At 49.3% G+C, this 17,810-nt stretch carries 20 protein-coding genes and 1 tRNA gene; 19 read left to right on the top strand and 2 right to left on the bottom strand.

Features of this window, described 5'->3' with window-relative positions; all coding sequences use genetic code 11:
* The first annotated feature begins 8 nt into the window (after positions 1–8).
* The 13 genes from cydB to nadA all read left to right on the top strand — a co-directional run bounded on the left by cydB (position 9) and on the right by nadA (position 9,207).
* Positions 9–1,145, top strand: a complete 1,137-nt coding sequence (gene cydB / locus N7E60_RS09725) for a cytochrome d ubiquinol oxidase subunit II (RefSeq protein WP_096629336.1) — start codon at positions 9–11, stop codon at positions 1,143–1,145.
* A 15-nt stretch (positions 1,146–1,160) separates the two neighbouring features.
* Positions 1,161–1,268, top strand: a complete 108-nt coding sequence (gene cydX, locus N7E60_RS09720) for a cytochrome bd-I oxidase subunit CydX (RefSeq protein ID WP_069591070.1) — start codon at positions 1,161–1,163, stop codon at positions 1,266–1,268.
* Positions 1,261–1,557, top strand: coding sequence for a cyd operon YbgE family protein (locus N7E60_RS09715; protein ID WP_096629333.1), 297 nt, complete (start codon positions 1,261–1,263; stop codon positions 1,555–1,557). Before cydX ends, N7E60_RS09715 begins: the two co-directional genes overlap by 8 nt.
* A 252-nt stretch (positions 1,558–1,809) precedes the next feature.
* Entirely contained in the window at positions 1,810–2,223 is a 414-nt protein-coding gene (gene ybgC, locus N7E60_RS09710) for a tol-pal system-associated acyl-CoA thioesterase (protein ID WP_077480368.1), read from the top strand.
* A complete protein-coding gene (gene tolQ / locus N7E60_RS09705; protein ID WP_096629330.1) occupies positions 2,213–2,899 on the top strand; it encodes a protein TolQ in 687 nt (228 codons plus the stop codon). The genes ybgC and tolQ overlap by 11 nt, the downstream gene beginning before the upstream one ends.
* Positions 2,900–2,902: 3 nt before the next feature.
* Positions 2,903–3,349: a protein TolR gene (tolR, locus tag N7E60_RS09700; protein ID WP_069591075.1), complete on the top strand. Its 447-nt coding sequence runs from the start codon at positions 2,903–2,905 to the stop codon at positions 3,347–3,349.
* A gap of 9 nt (positions 3,350–3,358) precedes the next feature.
* Complete coding sequence (gene tolA / locus N7E60_RS09695; RefSeq protein WP_167314650.1) at positions 3,359–4,402, top strand: cell envelope integrity protein TolA; 1,044 nt, start codon at positions 3,359–3,361, stop codon at positions 4,400–4,402.
* A 103-nt stretch (positions 4,403–4,505) separates the two neighbouring features.
* Positions 4,506–5,852: a Tol-Pal system beta propeller repeat protein TolB gene (gene tolB, locus N7E60_RS09690; RefSeq protein ID WP_096631465.1), complete on the top strand. Its 1,347-nt coding sequence runs from the start codon at positions 4,506–4,508 to the stop codon at positions 5,850–5,852.
* Between the two features lie 50 nt (positions 5,853–5,902).
* Entirely contained in the window at positions 5,903–6,421 is a 519-nt protein-coding gene (gene pal / locus N7E60_RS09685) for a peptidoglycan-associated lipoprotein Pal (RefSeq protein WP_069591079.1), read from the top strand.
* Positions 6,422–6,455: 34 nt separating this feature from the next.
* Positions 6,456–7,184 (top strand): tol-pal system protein YbgF, encoded by a 729-nt coding sequence (gene ybgF, locus N7E60_RS09680; protein WP_269597354.1) that lies wholly within the window; start codon positions 6,456–6,458, stop codon positions 7,182–7,184.
* Between the two features lie 112 nt (positions 7,185–7,296).
* Positions 7,297–7,701: an HI0074 family nucleotidyltransferase substrate-binding subunit gene (locus tag N7E60_RS09675; protein ID WP_408642349.1), complete on the top strand. Its 405-nt coding sequence runs from the start codon at positions 7,297–7,299 to the stop codon at positions 7,699–7,701.
* Positions 7,691–8,011, top strand: coding sequence for a nucleotidyltransferase family protein (locus N7E60_RS09670; protein ID WP_269597352.1), 321 nt, complete (start codon positions 7,691–7,693; stop codon positions 8,009–8,011). The genes N7E60_RS09675 and N7E60_RS09670 overlap by 11 nt, the downstream gene beginning before the upstream one ends.
* A gap of 149 nt (positions 8,012–8,160) precedes the next feature.
* Positions 8,161–9,207 carry a quinolinate synthase NadA gene (gene nadA / locus N7E60_RS09665; RefSeq protein ID WP_269598574.1) on the top strand — a complete coding sequence of 349 codons (1,047 nt, stop codon included), beginning with the start codon at positions 8,161–8,163 and terminating at the stop codon, positions 9,205–9,207.
* A 139-nt stretch (positions 9,208–9,346) separates the two neighbouring features.
* Here the strand turns inward: nadA and N7E60_RS09660 are convergent, their stop codons facing one another.
* The gene (locus N7E60_RS09660; RefSeq protein ID WP_269597351.1) at positions 9,347–9,919 is read right to left on the bottom strand and encodes a UPF0149 family protein; all 573 of its coding nucleotides are present in this window, start codon (positions 9,917–9,919) and stop codon (positions 9,347–9,349) included.
* Positions 9,920–10,176: 257 nt separating this feature from the next.
* Between N7E60_RS09660 and N7E60_RS09655 the strand changes: the two genes are divergently transcribed.
* Positions 10,177–10,264 (top strand) — tRNA-Ser (locus N7E60_RS09655).
* A 142-nt stretch (positions 10,265–10,406) separates the two neighbouring features.
* On the opposite strand, the gene N7E60_RS09650 is transcribed toward N7E60_RS09655, so the two are convergent.
* Complete coding sequence (locus tag N7E60_RS09650; RefSeq protein ID WP_096629299.1) at positions 10,407–10,850, bottom strand: hypothetical protein; 444 nt, start codon at positions 10,848–10,850, stop codon at positions 10,407–10,409.
* Positions 10,851–11,075: 225 nt separating this feature from the next.
* On the opposite strand from N7E60_RS09650, the gene N7E60_RS09645 reads away from it, so the two are divergent.
* The 5 genes from N7E60_RS09645 (at position 11,076) to N7E60_RS09625 (ending at position 17,727) form a co-directional block, all read left to right on the top strand.
* Positions 11,076–13,391, top strand: a complete 2,316-nt coding sequence (locus N7E60_RS09645; RefSeq protein ID WP_269597350.1) for a S8 family serine peptidase — start codon at positions 11,076–11,078, stop codon at positions 13,389–13,391.
* Between the two features lie 40 nt (positions 13,392–13,431).
* Positions 13,432–13,935 (top strand): hypothetical protein, encoded by a 504-nt coding sequence (locus tag N7E60_RS09640; protein ID WP_269597349.1) that lies wholly within the window; start codon positions 13,432–13,434, stop codon positions 13,933–13,935.
* A gap of 160 nt (positions 13,936–14,095) precedes the next feature.
* A complete protein-coding gene (locus N7E60_RS09635; RefSeq protein ID WP_269597348.1) occupies positions 14,096–15,265 on the top strand; it encodes a nucleotide sugar dehydrogenase in 1,170 nt (389 codons plus the stop codon).
* Between the two features lie 155 nt (positions 15,266–15,420).
* Positions 15,421–16,353, top strand: coding sequence for an alpha/beta hydrolase (locus N7E60_RS09630; protein WP_269597347.1), 933 nt, complete (start codon positions 15,421–15,423; stop codon positions 16,351–16,353).
* 33 nt (positions 16,354–16,386) lie between these two features.
* Positions 16,387–17,727 carry an MBL fold metallo-hydrolase RNA specificity domain-containing protein gene (locus N7E60_RS09625; RefSeq protein WP_269597346.1) on the top strand — a complete coding sequence of 447 codons (1,341 nt, stop codon included), beginning with the start codon at positions 16,387–16,389 and terminating at the stop codon, positions 17,725–17,727.
* The last annotated feature ends 83 nt before the right edge of the window (positions 17,728–17,810 follow it).

Raw genomic sequence — 17,810 nt, 5'->3', positions numbered from 1 at the left:
GAGACAGCATGTTTGATTATGAAATTTTACGGCTGATCTGGTGGGTCCTCATCGGGGTGCTACTGATTGGTTTCGCCGTAACGGACGGCTTTGATATGGGCGTCGGCGCGCTGCTTACGGTGATCGGTAAAACCGACAGTGAACGTCGTGTGATGATCAACTCGGTGGCGCCGCACTGGGACGGAAACCAAGTGTGGTTGATTACCGCAGGGGGCGCGCTGTTTGCCGCTTGGCCTTTGGTCTATGCAACTTCGTTTTCGGGCTTTTATGTCGCGATGATCATCACTTTGGCGGCATTGTTCTTCCGTCCAGTTGGGTTTGACTATCGTTCTAAGATTGAAGATACCCGCTGGCGAACGCTGTGGGATTGGGGCCTCTTTGCGGGTGGATTCGTGCCACCGATTATCTTCGGGGTGGCATTTGGTAACTTGCTGCAAGGCGTGCCTTTCCAGCTCAGCGATCTGTTGATCCCAACGTACACGGGCAGCTTCTTTGCGCTGCTTAACCCATTTGCCTTGGTGTGTGGCCTAGTGAGCTTAGGCATGATTGTGTTGCAAGGTGCGACATGGCTGCAAATGAAAACCACAGAAGCACTGCATGAACGCGCACGTGCTGTCGCGCAAATCAGTGCATTGGCAACCACGGTTTTGTTTGTACTTGCTGGTTTTTGGATCCAACACATCGATGGCTACGTGATTGTGGGCGAGATTGCCAAACAAGCCCAATCCAACCCACTGGTTAAAGAGGTTGCGGTACAAAGTGGTGCGTGGATGCAAAACTATCAAGCTATGCCAATCTTGTGGCTTGCGCCGTTAGCCGGTGCGCTGATGCCGCTGTTGGCACTGATCGCATCGCGCGTTGAGCGCGGTGGTTGGGCGTTCCTGTTTTCAAGCCTGACCATTGCCGGTGTGATCCTGACGGCAGGCATTGCAATGTTCCCCTTCGTGATGCCATCAAGCACCTTCCCAGGCCATAGCTTGACCTTGTGGGATGCCACCTCAAGCGAACTGACCCTGTCTATTATGACGGTGGTGGCGTGTATCTTTGTTCCCTTGATTTTGTGTTACACCCTGTGGTGTTACATCAAAATGTTTGGTCGCTTAGATGCCAAGTTTATTGAAGATAACAAACACTCACTGTACTGATTAAGGAGCCTGCATATGTGGTATTTCACTTGGATTCTCGGCGTCCTGCTGGCTTGCGCGTTCGGTATTATCAATGCCCTTTGGCTTGAACATACCGAGGCGATGGATAAAGACAATGAGTGATCACACTCACGCACCGAAGGGGCGGGATTTCCCCGGCCCTTGGCGCCTGCTGTCACTTGCCTCAGCCTTGTTCTGGGGCGGTCAAGTGATGTGGCACCCTCAAGCGCTTGCCACGCAGATGGGGGGCTTTAATGTACTCATCGGGTTGGGATTGCTATATGCAACCTGCATTGGCGTTATTCATGCGGTGGGCTTTAGCGCCCAAGGGCGCTGGAGCCAGTGGCTAACGTGGCCGCCTTTAGGGTGGCTGGCGAGCATGATGCTGCTTTGGGTATGGCTGATGCGTTAAATAGCGTTCTACATACGCTTAAGCAAACGTGGCATCGGCGTCAAGGTGCGTAAAGTGACATCCAAATGACAAAAGCACCCAAGTGGTGCTTTTTTCTGCATTTAAGTGCCGAAAAAGCGCGAAAGTTTGGGGCATATCACTTCTCTTGGTAAGAATTGTTCAGAATCCGAGACTCGTATCGTGCGAGCATTTCTATGCGTAAACAACTTAGGTATAGTATTTGCCTATCTCTAAGCGACAATGGGTAAAGAAATGACAGGATCTGTGCCGTTTCGCTGGCCGATTCGCATTTATTACGAAGACACCGACGCGGGTGGGGTCGTTTATCACGCCAACTACCTCAAGTATTTTGAGCGCGCGCGCACTGAACTGCTGCGCGAAGTGGGTGTCAATCAACACACACTCTTTGACGACAATATCGCTTTTGTTGTTCGCCACATGGATATCGACTTTCAACGTGGGGCGCGATTAGACGATGCCCTCGAGGTTGTCACTACAGTGTCAGGCATCGGGCGAGCGACCTTGACGTTTTGTCAAACTTTGGTGAATTCTGAGCAACAAACATTGTGTGCGGCGACGGTTAAGATAGCCTGTGTCGACCCAACAGTGATGAAACCCAAATCGATTCCAACACAGATAAAATCGGAGATATTACGTGACCGCTGAACTTTCCATTCTCGACCTGTTTTTGCAAGCAAGCCTGCTTGTTAAGGGAGTGATGTTGATATTGCTGGGTATGTCAGTGGTGTCGTGGGCGATGATTATCAAACGCTCTAAAGTCATGCAGCAGGCTTTTGGCAAAGCAGAACGCTTTGAAGACCGATTTTGGTCGGGGATTGACCTTTCTCAGCTTTTCCAAGAAGTGCAAGCACGAAAAGACGCCCTGACGGGGAGTGAGAAAATCTTCTATTCAGGCTTTAAAGAATTTGCCCGTTTGCACCGCAGTAATGGCAAAGTGCCGGAGGCGGTCATGGAAGGGACTGCACGTGCCATGCGTGTATCGCTTTCTAAAGAAGTCGAGGAGCTCGAAACGCACTTGCCTTTCCTTGCTACAGTGGGCTCGATCAGCCCTTACATCGGTCTTTTCGGGACTGTGTGGGGCATAATGCACGCATTTATTGCGTTGGGCGCAGTTAAACAAGCCACCCTTGCGATGGTTGCCCCAGGTATTGCTGAAGCCTTGGTAGCAACCGCCATGGGTCTGTTTGCCGCGATCCCTGCGGTGATGGCCTATAACCGACTGACTGCGAAAGTCTCCAAGCTTGAACACAATTACATAAACTTTATGGAAGAGTTTTCAAGTATCTTGCACCGTCAAGCGTTTGCGGCAACCCAGGAGTAATCCATGGCGTACCAACCGAAACGACGCAAAATGACGGCAGAAATCAATGTGGTGCCATACATTGATGTGATGCTGGTGCTGTTGATTATCTTCATGGTGACCGCTCCCTTTGTAACGCAAGGGGTGGATGTTGAGCTACCCAAGACGGCGGAAGCGAAAACCGCCGCAGAGCTGGCTAAAGAAGAAGACAGTGGCGCGTTTATCATTGTTGAAGTAGATAAGGACGGCCAACTCGGCTTGAGTGTGAATAATGGCGACATGGTCCGCGGATTAAGTTTGCAAGATACCTTGGTGCGCGTAAAAGCCGAGTTGCAGCTTAATCCTAATTCTCCGGTCTTAGTGGGAGGTGATGGCCGCGTGCCTTACTCGGAAATCATCTTAACGCTCGATGCGCTCAATCAGGCTGGTGTGTCATCGGTAGGCCTAATGACTGAACCTTATGAGTCATAGGGAAAAGCGATGAGCGAAACAAAGAAAGTCACCCATAAAAAAGACTCGTTAGCGCCTGCGCTGGCGATATCTGCCGCGCTCCACCTTGTGCTCGTAATTGTTCTTCTCGTTGGCGCGGACTTTGGAAAAACAGCCACGCCAACCCCGAAAGCGGGGAGTACGATTGATGCGACTGTGATTGATCCTGCGGTGGTGAATGCTCAAGCACAGAAGATCCGTCAACAGCGTGCCCAAGCCAAGCAAGAAGAAGCGGAGCGACTTAAGCGATTAGAGCAGCAAGCGCAGCGTCTTGAGCAGCAACGTGAACAAGAAGAGCAGCGCTTACGCGAGGTAAAACGGCAAAAGCTTGAGGCTGAGCGCCAAGCACGTGAAGAGAAAAAACGTCTTGCCGAGCAAAAAGCCCAAGCAGAAGAGCAAGCGCGCATCGCGCGTGAAAAAGCCCAACAAGCAGAGCGCGAGCGTCAGCGTAAGCTGGAAGAAAAACGTCAGGCTGAACTCGCCGCGGAGCAGGCAGAAAAAGCGCGTCAGCAAAAACTAGCGGAACAACGCAAGGCCGAAGAGGCAGCGAAAAAAGCAGAGGCGGAGCGCCAACGCAAGCTCGCAGAGCGTAAGAAAGCGGAAGAGGAAGCCCGCAAAGCCGAGCAAGCGCGCCAAGAGGCAGAGCGAAAAGCCGAAGAGGCAAAACGCCGACAGCAAGAGCAAGAGGCGGCCTTAAACGATTTGTTCTCTGGCCTTGAATCTGAGGCCAGTCAGCGGCAAAGCGCACGCGGACAATTTATCCAAGATGAAGTGGCGCGTTATGGCGCCATTTTTACCCAAATGATCCAGCAACGCCTGCTTGTTGACGACGGATTAACGGGACAAGAGTGTGTGGTAAATATGCGCCTTTCGCCAACCGGTCTGCTTTTGGATGTAAAAGAGAAAGCGGGCAATACACGCTTATGTCGCGCAACTAAAACCGCGGTGGTATCTGTATCTCAATTTCCCATGCCAGATGATGGTGACATTATTGCCAAACTGCGTGAGATTGAGTTAACGGTTAGACCTAACTAATTGACAGGAAAAAGACATGATGGAAGTGAGCCTAGCTGGTGGCACAAACACGATGACAAAGAGGCGTAATCAGGCCGCATGGCAGCGTGCCCTAACGCGTGGTATGGCATTGATGGCCATGCTATTTGCCTGCCTGCTTTTAGCAACGCAACCTGCGCGCGCAGCACTCAAGTTGGTGATCACTGAAGGGGTAAACTCAGCCCGTCCTATTGGCGTGATCCCCTTTCAGTGGAAAGGGCAGGGTGAATTACCGGAAGATGTGTCGGGCGTGGTTGGGTCGGATTTACGCCGTAGTGGTAAGTTCAACCCATTATCGGTGAGTGAAATGCCGCAAACCCCTTATCGCGACAGTGATGTCGACTACAACGCTTGGACTGCGTTGGGTGTGGATTCAGTACTCACTGGCACCATCACGCCAACCGCTGACGGCCGCTATCAAATTGATTATCAGTTGATTGATATCGTCCGTGGTCAACTCACCGGCGGAGAAAGCAAAGGATTGGGCGCGGACGGCCAGCTGGTCAAAACCGACGATCATTTATTGGTAAATAACCGCGCAACCGTGAAAGCCAGCGATTTACGCCGTTATGCGCATCGTATTTCAAATATTGTCTATGAAAAGCTGACTGGCGAAAAAGGCGCTTTCCTCACACGCATCGCATACGTGGTGATTGAGGAGGAAGCCGATTATCCGTATCAGCTGCGTTTGTCTGATTACGACGGATTTAACGAGCGCTTGGTGTTGCGTTCAAAGCAGCCGCTGATGTCTCCAGCATGGTCTCCAGACGGTCGCCAACTGGCTTACGTGAGCTTTGAAAATGGCCAAGCGGAAATCTTTATCATGGATATCTACACCGGTGAGCGTGAAAAGATTTCTTCGTATCCGCGCCACAATGGGTCACCGCGTTTTTCTCCAGATGGTAGCCAATTGGCACTGGTGCTTTCGAAAACCGGCAGCCTGCAGGTGTATACCTTCGATTTGAAAACGAAGAAGCTCACTCAAATTACACATGGCCGCGCGAACAGCACCGAGCCATTTTGGGATCCAGATGGTAACTCGCTCATCTACACCTCTGACCGGGGTGGCAAACCTCAGATTTATCGCGTAAATTTAGCCGACGGGACCAGCAGACGTATCACTTGGCAGGGCAACCAAAACATGGGTGGGCAACTCACGCCAGACGGTCGCTTCTTGATTATGGTGAATCAGTCAGCGTCGGGATATAACATTGCCAAGCAAGACTTAAACAGCGGGGCGGTGCAAATTCTGACCAAAACCTTGTTGGATGAGTCGCCAAGTATTGCGCCAAATGGCAGCATGGTGATTTACAGCTCGGTATATGGACGTAAAAACGTGTTGTCGCTTGTCTCAGTAGACGGTCGCTTTAAAGCGCGGCTTCCGGCAACCAACGGGCGCGTGCGTGCACCAGCCTGGTCACCTTACTTATAAGTTTTTAATTTTAAACAACGTGCGCTAACTTTCTAGAAAAGGAAAATAGAATGCAAATCAATAAAGTACTAAAAGGTCTGGCGGTGGCACTGCCGATGTTTACCTTGGCCGCTTGTAGCTCAAGCGACAGCGCAACGGGCAGCGGTGCGGGTCAATCAACTAACCAAAACGGCACCACCGTCGTTTCTCCGGTTGACGGTCAAGGCTCAATGACTGAGCAAGAAATCCGCAACCAAGAGCTACGTCAGTCGCAAACCGTTTACTTCAACTTTGACGATTCGTCAGTTCTGCCACAATACGAAGACATGCTGGATGCGCACGCGACTTACCTGCGTAACAACCCAGCGATGGAAGTTGTGGTTGAAGGCCACACCGATGAGCGCGGTACCCCTGAGTACAACATCGCGCTGGGCGAGCGTCGTGCAGAAGCGGTATCTAAGTACCTGCAAGCACTGGGCGTTCCTGCAAGCCAGATTTCAATCGTAAGCTACGGTGAAGAGAAACCATTGGTTCTTGGCCAAAGCGAAGACGCGTACGCGAAAAACCGTCGCGCAGTATTGGTTTACTAATCCTCCCTTTGGGTGATGGATAAAAGGTATGACAATGAACAGTAACTCTGTGCGAACTCTCGCGCTGGCGTTACTGGTGAGTGTGGCAGCCCCGGTGGCTGCCGCACCTGCTCCGGTGACAGAAGTAGGGTCAGGTGGCACCGCCATTGAGCGCCTAGAGCGCATGCTTCAAGCGCGTAATCAAATGCAGCTCGATATGCAGCGTCAACTTGATCAAATGGCGCAAGAATTGAGCAATTTACGCGGTAACGTTGAACGAAATAGCTACGACATTCAACAAGTGGTTGAGCGTCAACGGGACCTCTATCGAGAAATCGATGATCTGCGCACGGCGAAATCCTCAGCGCCGAAAGAAACAAAATCCACTGATGAAAACCCGTCAGTGAACTACACCAACGATCAAACCGAGAATGCGGCGTATGAAGCGGCCGTGAATCTAATCTTAAAAGAGAAAGACTACCAAGGGGCAACCAAAGCGTTTAATGCGTTTTTGCAAAAATACCCAGAGTCTGTCTACACCGCAAATGCCCATTACTGGCTAGGCCAGCTGTTCTTCTCCAAGCGTGACTTTGAACAGGCGAGCAAGGAATTTACTGCCGTAAGCCAGTTTAAAGATTCCAATAAACGCGCCGATGCCTTACTCAAACTGGGTTTAATTGCTCAGAAGCAAGGCAACACAGCGCAAGCCAATCAGTATTTCCAACAAGTCATTGATACTTATCCGGATTCTACCAGCGCTAAACAAGCGAAAAATGCGATGTAGGCAATAAGGTCCTAGGAGCCTAGGGCCTTAATGAATACAGAGTGCTGTGCTCGAGGGATACGAAAAGCGGGGACATGAGCGAGACAAACACAATGAGGTTAAAATGACGGGTATGCACCAAGAGCGCTGGCAGCTTAGACTTCAAAACTTGATTAAAGCGCAATACCGGCTTGCTAAAGCTTGTAGCCAAGAAAGCTACAATGAGCTTGAATTAGCCGGTTTGGTGCAAACGTTCGAGTTTTCATTTGAGCTAACGTGGAAGACGCTCAAGGATTTACTGAACTATGAAGGGTTCGATGTGGCATCTCCACGGAGTGTGATTCGTACAGCGTTAGAGGCAAATCACCTGTCTTCTGAACAATGTGAAACCTTGCTTGATGCGCTGATAAAACGAAACTTGCTATCACATACCTACGACGAACAAAACGCACTCGAGGCACAAAGGCTGATCGTCAAACATTACGCACCGATCATTGCCGACGTTATGCATTATTTGGAGAAAAAAAGTGGAGAATAATGCCACGCTTGCAAGGGGGATGGGGCTAAAGCCACACCAATACCAGCTGATCCATGATTTTGTATTCAGTCACCCTAAAGTCAGATATGCTTGGGTGTTTGGCTCTCGCGCAACCGGTTCATTTAGAGACAATTCCGATATCGACATTCTGATTGAGGGCGATACGTTGACACTTAATGATGTTGCCATCATTCAAGATCAGCTTGAACAATCGACACTCCCCTACACTGTTGATATTGTACTCAAAAATCAAGTCCAATCGTCTGAACTTATCAAGCGGATCAAAGAAGAAGCCAAGCAAGTCAAGTAAATAAAAAGTCCTATTAGCGGTGATGGTATAAAACTGACTACGATATACTTTTTCCGTATTCCGTTGTCTAGGACCTAGAACCTCCGCCCTAGGACTCCAGCCCCACTCACGTTATACTACCCGGACTGGAAGTAAGCATGAGTAATCCCATGAGCCAAGTGATTGAAACGTCGCAAAGGGTTTATCCCTTTCCGCCGAAACCTGTGGCATTGAGTGACGCTGAGAAAAAACAACATGTTGCACGCATTAAACAACTGCTAAAAGAAAAAGATGCTGTGCTGGTCGCTCACTATTACACGGACCCAGAGATCCAAGCGCTCGCCGAAGAAACAGGCGGGTGCGTCGCGGACTCATTAGAAATGGCCCGTTTTGGCAATCAACATCCAGCCAAAACCCTGATTGTGGCTGGCGTTCGCTTTATGGGCGAAACAGCCAAAATTCTGACTCCCGAAAAAACGGTATTAATGCCTACACTGGACGCGGAGTGCTCACTGGACTTGGGTTGTCCGGCGGATGAGTTCACCAAGTTTTGTGATGCGCACCCTGATCACACCGTCGTTGTCTATGCCAATACGTCTGCCGCTGTAAAGGCGCGTGCCGATTGGGTAGTGACCTCGAGTATTGCGTTAGAAATTGTCGAGCACTTAGACAGTCAAGACAAGCCGATCATCTGGGGCCCCGATCGCCATCTCGGCGCTTATATTGAAAAAGAAACCGGCGCTGACATGCTGCTATGGCAGGGTGAATGTGTGGTGCATGATGAATTCTCGGCCCAAGCGCTTGAGAAAATGAAGCGTCTTTATCCAGACGCGGCGATTTTGGTTCACCCGGAATCACCGGCGAGTGTGGTGAAAATGGCCGATGCGGTGGGCTCGACCAGTCAGCTGATTAAAGCGGCGCAAACCTTGCCGAACAAAAAACTGATTGTGGCCACCGACAAAGGCATTTTCTACAAAATGCAGCAAATGGTGCCGGAAAAAGAGCTCGTTGAAGCACCCACAGCCGGCGCGGGCGCGACCTGTCGAAGCTGTGCCCATTGCCCTTGGATGGCCATGAACGGCTTGAAAGCGATAGAAAACGCGCTAGAAAACGGTGGCAAACAGCATGAAATCCACGTAGATGCAGCATTACGTGAAAAGGCGTTAATCCCTCTTAACCGGATGCTTAACTTTGCCGCGGAAATGAAAGGGCAATAAAAGAAGCGCACTGCTACATGTTATGTTGCTAGCGGTGAAGCTTGAATAGAAAAAGCGTTCCTATGGGCCAGCCTTGGGAACGCTTTTTTATTATGGTAGCGACACTGATGGTTTTAATGCCATCGCATAAGTAGCGGCGTTATTCTTGCGCTTCAGCCAATGCTGCTCCATGATGTGTAAGGCCACATAACATGATTGGCATCGCATTATATATTTCTTCAAACTGTGCTAACTCTTCTGCGCCTTGTGCTTCCATGGTGGATAGCGCCGTTTCTGGATCATAGAGCAAGCTGATTGACAGCACGACACCGCCGAGAAGGGCATTACTTTCGGTGTTTTCCGGCATCAAGGTTTCCCAATCATCACGCGTTAAACTCCAGCCTTGGAGCAAGCCTTCGGCAAAATCACGTGTTGCTTGGTTGACGATCTCTGCATCATCAAGGGCACAACCTTCTGGCCAGTGCCATTGTTTGTCTAACAGCTGTTGGCGCTGTTCATTCCAAATATCGACAATCAGGTTCGCGTAGTCTTCAAATTGCTCGTGATTTTCAAACGGCGCTTGTTCTTCACCGCCCCAAAGTACAGGTAGCCACTCACTCGGGCTAATCACATGGGGGGCAGCCGCCATGGCGGTAACGACGCCACGGGTTTGCATCTCATTCAATAGCTTGTCGCTATCGGTATGTTGGGCAAGAAATTCAGATAAAGTCATTACAAGTCTCAGCCAGCTGTTATCGTTGATGGGCGGAGTTTAACAGTTTTCGTTCTCGCTTGCGTTGTTACATCATGGATTCCCACGTCTTTCCATTCCAAATGCGCCTGCGAATAAGCGAATTAGGGTGGATGTGGTGAGAAAGCAGTCATTCGCACCGATAAAGATGCTTAACCGGTTGACCCCAAGGCGGCAACTCACTATAGTACACCCCCGTTAGCGCAGATGGCTTTAGCTTATTAGCGCTAAAACAATATGGTGAGGTGTCCGAGTGGCTGAAGGAGCACGCCTGGAAAGCGTGTATACGGCAACGTATCGAGGGTTCGAATCCCTCTCTCACCGCCATATTAAAAGAACCGCCCTCGTGGCGGTTTTTTGCTATCTACCGTTCTCTTCTTACAACCACTCGCATAATGCTTGTGCGCGAAATACCAATATTCAATATTACCGGAACGCTTACATGTCGCGGTGATGTCTTATGCGGGTTTCACATTTGGTTACTGTTACTCATTGGTAGTGGTTTGAGTAATGGGTTTGCGTCTCGGCACTGATTATTGATCAGTGAAAAGCGCGGTACTGGCTTAGGCTGACAGTGTGATGCAATAGGACGTAGCTCCTGAATAAACTGATCCAGCTGATTATATTCCTCAACCTGCTGTAATAGCTTGGCTTGTTCTGCTGAGCTCATCGTTTTTATGGAGTAAACAATATAGCGAGCCGGACCTTCACATGGTGAATAACCCATTGGGAAATACCGACATTGATCGAGCGTTTCTGCGTACGTTTGATGGCTCACGGCAAGAAGCGTTTCCCTTAGGCGTTTATGCTGTACTTTAGGTGGCACACTTTCACTGACTTGGTTGTTATTAATAGCGGAATTACTCGCAGACTCTGGGTCTTTGGGTGCGATTGATTGGCATCCTAATAACATAAAACTCATTAATAGAGTGAGTGTAATCGTTTTAATGAGTGAAAATAAATTAATAGATTTCATAATAAACCTAAATAAAGCATGGAATAAAACATCCTGACATCACTAAGGATACACCAAATAACAGAAAATTATTTCAAATTGATATTTTTATGTTGAGTTTTTGTTTGACGTTACGTAGTTTAATTTTTCCTTTTACATGGAAGTGAATAATAAGGGAATTAAATGCAAAACAATGGAATGAAGCGAGGACTGCTCGCAGTACTCGTGTTATCAGCCATTTCAGGCTGTAATACGCAAGACGAGGATACCAAACCGGTTACGACCATGGAGCCTCAAACATTTGAAGCAACAGAAATGAAGCAGGGGGTGGGATTGCCACTGCAAATTCTCCCTCAAAACACCACGGTAGAGGCTATAAAATTCTTCGAGAAAAATACCGAAGTGACGAAGAATACTCGCGACCAATACCTCTTCTCACACGGTCTCGTGAATGCCGATCTCACCAATAAAACGGTGCTCTATGTGCCAATCAATGCCACCCAAAACCGAACAATCTCTTATGAGCTGACGACGGCAGATCAAATATTACGTGGGTCGGTCACTATTAGCGGCGACTTGAAGTCCGATCCGTTATTTTCCGAACAGTGGCATCTCAATAACACCGGTCAGACCGGTTACGCCATGCAAGCGCAAACGTATCAAGCTTGGATAGATTTACGTACGGCACAAGGAATGAGTGAAGAGGAAGCGCGTCGCCGTTATCAATACGACCCGAGCATTCTTGTCTCGGGTGAAGACATGAATGTGTTGGCGGCACATCAACAAAACATTACCGGCCAACAGGTAACGACTGTTGTGGTGGATTCGGGAATGGCGATTGCCCATGAGGATCTGGTTGATAATGTATTGCCGAATCGTTCGATTAACTTTGTGGATGACTCTAGTGACCCAACAGCGACCGGTACCGGTGGCGACCATGGCACATCCGTCGCCGGTTTAATTGCGGCAAAAGGCTGGAACGGCTTAGGTGGACGCGGGGTCGCGCCCGACGCCAATCTGATTGGTATGAATTATCTTGAAGAACAGTCCAGCGCAAGCGAAGCGGCAAGCTATGGAATGACAGGTTCAGGGATTAGTGAAAGCGAAAACATCGCCGCGTTCAACCGCAGTTATGGTATTTCAGCGCCAGCGTTTATTCCGACAGAGACGATGGATGAAACCATGTACCGTTACCCTACACAATACCTTCGCCAAGGCTTGGGGGCGTTGAATATTAAATCGGCAGGGAATGCCTTTGAGTCGACGCAAAGCTGGGCTGAAGGCAATCAACTTTGCGATGATGCTCAAAACGGTATTGTATCTGGACAATCACGTGTTCTTAGTTGCTATGACAGCAACTGGGATCCCGCTAATGCTAGCTTTTACACTGTGACGGTGGGGGCGACGACCACGGCAGGTAAAAAATCGAGCTACTCGACGGCAGGTTCCAGTCTTTGGGTTGCTGCGCCAGGCGGTGAATACGGTACGACAGAGCCCGCCATGGTGACAACTGATCTAATGTCGTGTCAGCGTGGTTATGCCAGTCAAGCGGCTGTCGATGAATTTGAACAATCGAACGGGGCCTTTTTGGCATCGCTTGGTGTTGAGGATTTTCATGCCCGAGTTTGGCCTTTTAATACACCGGGGACCGACCTTAATCGTGACGTGAATCCATCATGTAATTACACCAATACCTTCAATGGTACCTCTTCTGCTGCGCCGAATGTGACTGGTGTGGTTGCGTTGTTAGTGCAGGCCAATCCGCAGCTTACGTGGCGACAAATCCGTTATATTCTCGCGGCAACGTCTGACAAGATTGATGTCAACGATAAGCCTATCTCACTGTTGGTAGGGGGAGAAGACAGTCAGCGTACCGTCCCCGTCCATTTGGGATGGGTCGATAACGCAGCAGGGTTCTCGTTTAATAATAAGTACGGTTTCGGGCGTGTGAATGCCGGAAAAGCGATTGAGATGGCGACCCAGAACTCGATCAAATTACCGCCATTAGTAGAAAGTGAGTGGATTGATGTGTCCCCATCCGTGTCGCTCAGCATCCCTGATGCGGATGCAAAAGGGGCCAGCTTACGCTTTACGCTTGATGAAAGCCGTCTCGATAAAAATCTGACCATTGAAGGACTGCAATTTGGCTTTAATATTGAAAATGCCGATTTAACCGCCGTTAGCAACGGCGACCTGACTGGAAGCACAGCCGCTTCAGATATCGCAATTAAAGTGACGTCTCCGTCGGGTACCGAAGCAATCCTCGCTACGTCGCGCACGTCTCTAGGTGCCTATCAAGGGTTAGGTAACAGTGACCATCCAGGATATGCGTATCATATTAGTGGACCTATGTTGGCCAATGCATTTTTAGGCGAAACCGTATATGGCCAATGGACGGTTGATATTGTCGATACAAATCGCGCCGATTTTGGTGAGATATACAATAATCGCGTACCCAGCCAATTGACTGCAGCACAAATTCGCGTCTATGGCCACTGATCCCATTGACAGCAACCAGATTGATAGAAAGGAGTTCATCATGAAAACAGCCGTAATGATTGTTATCACTGCAATGGGAATAAGTGGTGCTGCAAACGCAAGTGACATGGGTAGCATTCAGCAACCGGCGCAATCTTCGATTGTGCAACCTATCGAGCTTAAAGCGACCACCGCGGAGCAAGCCATTGCCGAGAAGCTCGGAGAGAATGCCACCTTATCCGATTTACCTGAACTGCAAAGTTACAAAGGGGTAAACCTAAATAACCAACCGCTGCAAGCGGGGAGTACGGTTTATAACGAAGTGACTCGCAGCGTAGGGAAAGTGACAGGTAATATCACCGTTTTGCTGAGCCATGGATCCATTTATGACTTGGCAGAAAGCCTCAAGCTCAACGTCACCTACTTTGACGAGCGTGCGAAGTTAGGGCAGCTCAGTGCTGCGGGCCAGCATGATATCCTCGCCACCTTGGATAAAGTGCGCCAGTCTCCACAAGTTGCCTCGGCGCGCCTTGATATTGCAGAGAGCCGTAATCGTCCTCAGTAAATCTCTTTACGCATAATTAGGATACCCAACGGGCCATGGCGGCCCGTTTTTTATAGGGTATACGTTTGAGTTTTGTATCTAAAAACATGTTTACGTAACAATAAACTGTTTATTCGAGGTACACTCAACACTGTTGACTTGCTAATCGAAGGGAGTACCAATGCTAAAAATTGCCGTTGCAGGAACAGGTTACGTCGGGTTGTCGAATGCTATGCTATTGGCGCAACACAACCAAGTGGTTGCCCTTGATATCCTAGAAGAGAAGGTCAACCTGTTGAATAACAAGCAGTCGCCGATTGTAGACGCGGAGATCGAGCATTTTCTGAAAGAAAAACCGCTCGATTTTGTCGCGACGCTAGATAAAAAGCAGGCCTATCAAGACGCTGATTTTGTTGTGATCGCAACACCCACTGATTACGACCCCGAAACCAACTACTTTAACACCAGCTCTGTTGAGGCGGTTATTCAGGATGTGATGGCGGTTAATCCGGATGCGGTCATGGTGATCAAGTCGACTGTCCCAGTCGGCTACACTGCAAGCATTAAAGCAAAATTTGGTTGCGATAATATCCTTTTCTCGCCGGAGTTCTTACGTGAAGGCAAGGCGCTCTACGACAATCTTTATCCTTCACGCATCATTGTCGGTGAAGACTCAGAGCGTGCGCGCACCTTTGCCAGCTTACTTCGACAAGGAGCCATCAAAACAGATATCCCGGTACTATTCACGCACTCCACCGAGGCGGAAGCGGTCAAACTTTTTTCCAATACATATCTAGCGATGCGCGTTGCATACTTTAACGAGTTAGATAGCTATGCCGAGTCTCATGGTTTAGATGCAAAGCAAATCATTGAAGGCGTCGGACTCGACCCACGCATTGGCGATCACTACAACAACCCCTCGTTTGGCTACGGCGGTTACTGCCTGCCAAAAGACACCCGACAACTGCTGGCTAACTATCAAGATGTGCCTAACAACATTATCCAAGCGATTGTCGATGCTAACACTACTCGCAAAGACTTTATTGCCAATGCCATTATTGCTAAAAAGCCGGCGGTAGTCGGTGTATACCGTTTAGTGATGAAAGCAGGGTCAGATAACTTCCGCGCTTCAGCCATTCAAGGGATCATGAAGCGCATTAAAGCGAAAGGGATTGAAGTTATCGTTTATGAACCTGTACTTGAAGAGCAAAGCTTTTTTAACTCCGAAGTGATCATTGATCTGGACAGCTTTAAACAGCGCGCGGATGTGATTGTTGCCAACCGGATGGTCGACGAAATTCGAGACGTAGCAAGCAAAGTCTATACGCGCGATCTGTTTGGCGAGGATTAAGCGATGAGTGAGGGTCTAGGATCCGAGTTAGGATTCTAGACGCTATCATCTTACTTACTTTCGTATCCTGCTTCGCAAAATCCCCCAAATATCATACAAATTAACCATCGACCTTACGTATCCTCACTGTACATTCATAATCCGTCGATGATGCTATGTTATTTATCACCAGTCGTATTCCTGAACAGGGACCGAAAAGTGAGGCCAGCCGTTGGTTGAGTTTTGATCATCAAAACACCGATATATCGAAATGGGTGTATTTTTGCCAGCGCGCGGGACAGGGTGAATATCAAGAGCTGACAGCGGCGCCGTTTATGGCGAGATTAAAAGCCTTACCCACCCAAACCCAGATCCTCTTTTTACTTCATGGCTATAACAATCACATGGAGCGCCATGTTTTTCCGATGGCCCACACGCTTCAGGTTCAATTTGACAGAATTGCACCCAACGCCATTATAGTCGTACCGATCATCTGGCCTTGTGATGACGATGGTCGGCTCGGCATGATTGATGATTATTGGGACGATCAACTGGCGGCCACGGCGTCTGGTCTGGCTTTTAGTCGCTTACTGGCGATGTTTGATGAATGGCGTCGCGCTCCAGAACAACAAGCAAGCCCTTGCAAGCGACGTATGAATATACTGGCGCATTCTATGGGAAACCGAACCTTAATCAGTACCTTTCACCACTGGCATCAACACGCGGGGCTGGATACCATGCCACAATGGTTCCGACATATTTTTATGGTGGCGGCGGATGTTGATAATCAAGCCTTAGAACCTCAGCAGCCGGGCAGATCTGTGCTGGATGCGGCTAAACAAGTCCACATTTATTATGCTGCAGATGATTTAGCCATGGCTGCCTCCAAAGTGGTCAATATGCGTCATCGCACCATCACTCGGCGCCTAGGGATGACAGGGCCAGAAAACCTTGATGTGTTGCCTGCTCACAAGGTGACGGTAACCGACTGCGATGCCTTTAACGACCAATTCGACCCAAGCTGGGGACACACTTACTTTCTTACCGACGACAATGGCCACCCAAGCCCATTGATAGAACAAATGATGAATAAGATGATAAGAGATTGAATATGGGAAGAGACGCTCCAAAAAGGACAGCCTATGCCCAATACTTCCATCGATAACGACATCCTCACCGTCATCCACCATGGTGGCTATCGTACGGTGACGGGATCATGCCATCAGCTAGATATTAAACCGAGTGGTTTGCGTTTGTTGATTGATTGCGGCCAATACCAGGGTGACGAAGCGCGAGAGGCGAGAGTGCACCTCAATGGCAAGGGTATCGATGCGCTTATTCTTACCCATGCGCATATTGACCACTGTGGCTTGCTGCCTTGGTTACTGGCGGCGGGGTTTTCTGGACCCATTTACTGCACCGAAGCGACGGCGGCACTGGTGCCACTGTTGATTGATGATACATTAAAACTGCAATTGAACATGCGCCATGGCGATCGCCAGCGGATACTAGAGCGTATTAGCCAGTTGATGGTTCACCTACCTTACAATACTTGGCACCGACTAAAACCAAAGCAAAAAGGGCAGTCAGCGACGTATTTGCGCCTTCAACCCGCCGGGCACATTTTGGGTTCAGCGTATGTGGAGTTAAAACTGCCTGATGAGCGGCGCGTGGTGTTCTCAGGAGATTTAGGCCCATGCAATACGCCACTATTACCCGATCCTAAACCGCCTGCGCGCGCAGACATTCTCTATCTCGAATCCACTTATGGAGACAAAACACATCAATCCGTCGCGACGCGTTCACAGCGGCTCGAGGCAATTATTCAGCATTCATTGCAAGATGGAGGCGCGATATTGATCCCCGCGTTCAGTGTCGGCCGTACCCAAGAATTGCTCTTTGATATCGAACAGCTGATTTATCAAAAGCAGCTCGATAATGCGCTCCCTATCATTCTCGACTCCCCCATGGCCCAACACGTCACGCGCCAATATCGCCACTTTAAAAAATTGTGGAGCAAAGAAGCCAACGCTAAACTGAATCAACACCGCCATCCGTTAGCGTTTGACCAATGCATTACCATTGATGCACACAGCCAACACCAAGCGCTAGTGAATCGCCTCAAACAGACCGGAGAACCCGCCATTGTGGTGGCCGCTTCCGGCATGTGCCAAGGCGGGCGGATCATGAACTATCTGAATGCATTACTCCCTGACCCGCGCACGGACCTCATCCTTGCCGGCTACCAAGCCCAACACACCCTAGGGCGTGAGCTTCAACAAGGAAAAAAGCAAGTTTGGATAGACAACGAAGCGATAAACGTTCAAGCCCAAATTCATACCCTATCGGGCTACTCAGCCCATGCTGACCAAACCGACTTAGTCAACTTTGTGCACGGCATTCAGCCTCCCCCCGAGCAAATCCACCTTATTCACGGTGAGCCAGACAGTCAGCGCGTGCTGAGTGCTCTTTTGAAGGGCTAAAATAAAAAGGGGAAAAGCCTCATTAGTCTATCGTACTACTCTATTTCATCCCCAAGTTACTGCACAGCTTGCGTAATGTCGAC

Origin of the sequence: Salinivibrio proteolyticus (genome assembly GCF_027286365.1) — a bacterium.
Taxonomy (GTDB): Bacteria; Pseudomonadota; Gammaproteobacteria; order Enterobacterales; family Vibrionaceae; genus Salinivibrio; species Salinivibrio proteolyticus.
Note: the sequence above shows the minus strand (reverse complement) of the source record. Positions and strands in the feature narration are given on the sequence as shown.

Excerpts from the sequence above, each read along its gene's own strand:
- N7E60_RS09675 (WP_408642349.1), top strand. The coding sequence starts at position 7,297 with ATGCACCAAGAGCGCTGGCAGCTTAGACTTCAAAACTTGATTAAAGCG.
- ybgF (WP_269597354.1), top strand. The coding sequence starts at position 6,456 with ATGAACAGTAACTCTGTGCGAACTCTCGCGCTGGCGTTACTGGTGAGT.
- N7E60_RS09630 (WP_269597347.1), top strand. The coding sequence starts at position 15,421 with ATGTTATTTATCACCAGTCGTATTCCTGAACAGGGACCGAAAAGTGAG.
- ybgC (WP_077480368.1), top strand. The coding sequence starts at position 1,810 with ATGACAGGATCTGTGCCGTTTCGCTGGCCGATTCGCATTTATTACGAA.
- N7E60_RS09645 (WP_269597350.1), top strand. The coding sequence starts at position 11,076 with ATGCAAAACAATGGAATGAAGCGAGGACTGCTCGCAGTACTCGTGTTA.
- nadA (WP_269598574.1), top strand. The coding sequence starts at position 8,161 with ATGAGCCAAGTGATTGAAACGTCGCAAAGGGTTTATCCCTTTCCGCCG.
- N7E60_RS09660 (WP_269597351.1), bottom strand. The coding sequence starts at position 9,919 with ATGACTTTATCTGAATTTCTTGCCCAACATACCGATAGCGACAAGCTA.
- N7E60_RS09650 (WP_096629299.1), bottom strand. The coding sequence starts at position 10,850 with ATGTTATTAGGATGCCAATCAATCGCACCCAAAGACCCAGAGTCTGCG.
- N7E60_RS09640 (WP_269597349.1), top strand. The coding sequence starts at position 13,432 with ATGAAAACAGCCGTAATGATTGTTATCACTGCAATGGGAATAAGTGGT.
- cydX (WP_069591070.1), top strand. The coding sequence starts at position 1,161 with ATGTGGTATTTCACTTGGATTCTCGGCGTCCTGCTGGCTTGCGCGTTC.
- pal (WP_069591079.1), top strand. The coding sequence starts at position 5,903 with ATGCAAATCAATAAAGTACTAAAAGGTCTGGCGGTGGCACTGCCGATG.
- tolR (WP_069591075.1), top strand. The coding sequence starts at position 2,903 with ATGGCGTACCAACCGAAACGACGCAAAATGACGGCAGAAATCAATGTG.
- N7E60_RS09715 (WP_096629333.1), top strand. The coding sequence starts at position 1,261 with ATGAGTGATCACACTCACGCACCGAAGGGGCGGGATTTCCCCGGCCCT.
- tolB (WP_096631465.1), top strand. The coding sequence starts at position 4,506 with ATGGCATTGATGGCCATGCTATTTGCCTGCCTGCTTTTAGCAACGCAA.
- N7E60_RS09635 (WP_269597348.1), top strand. The coding sequence starts at position 14,096 with ATGCTAAAAATTGCCGTTGCAGGAACAGGTTACGTCGGGTTGTCGAAT.
- cydB (WP_096629336.1), top strand. The coding sequence starts at position 9 with ATGTTTGATTATGAAATTTTACGGCTGATCTGGTGGGTCCTCATCGGG.
- tolA (WP_167314650.1), top strand. The coding sequence starts at position 3,359 with ATGAGCGAAACAAAGAAAGTCACCCATAAAAAAGACTCGTTAGCGCCT.
- N7E60_RS09625 (WP_269597346.1), top strand. The coding sequence starts at position 16,387 with ATGCCCAATACTTCCATCGATAACGACATCCTCACCGTCATCCACCAT.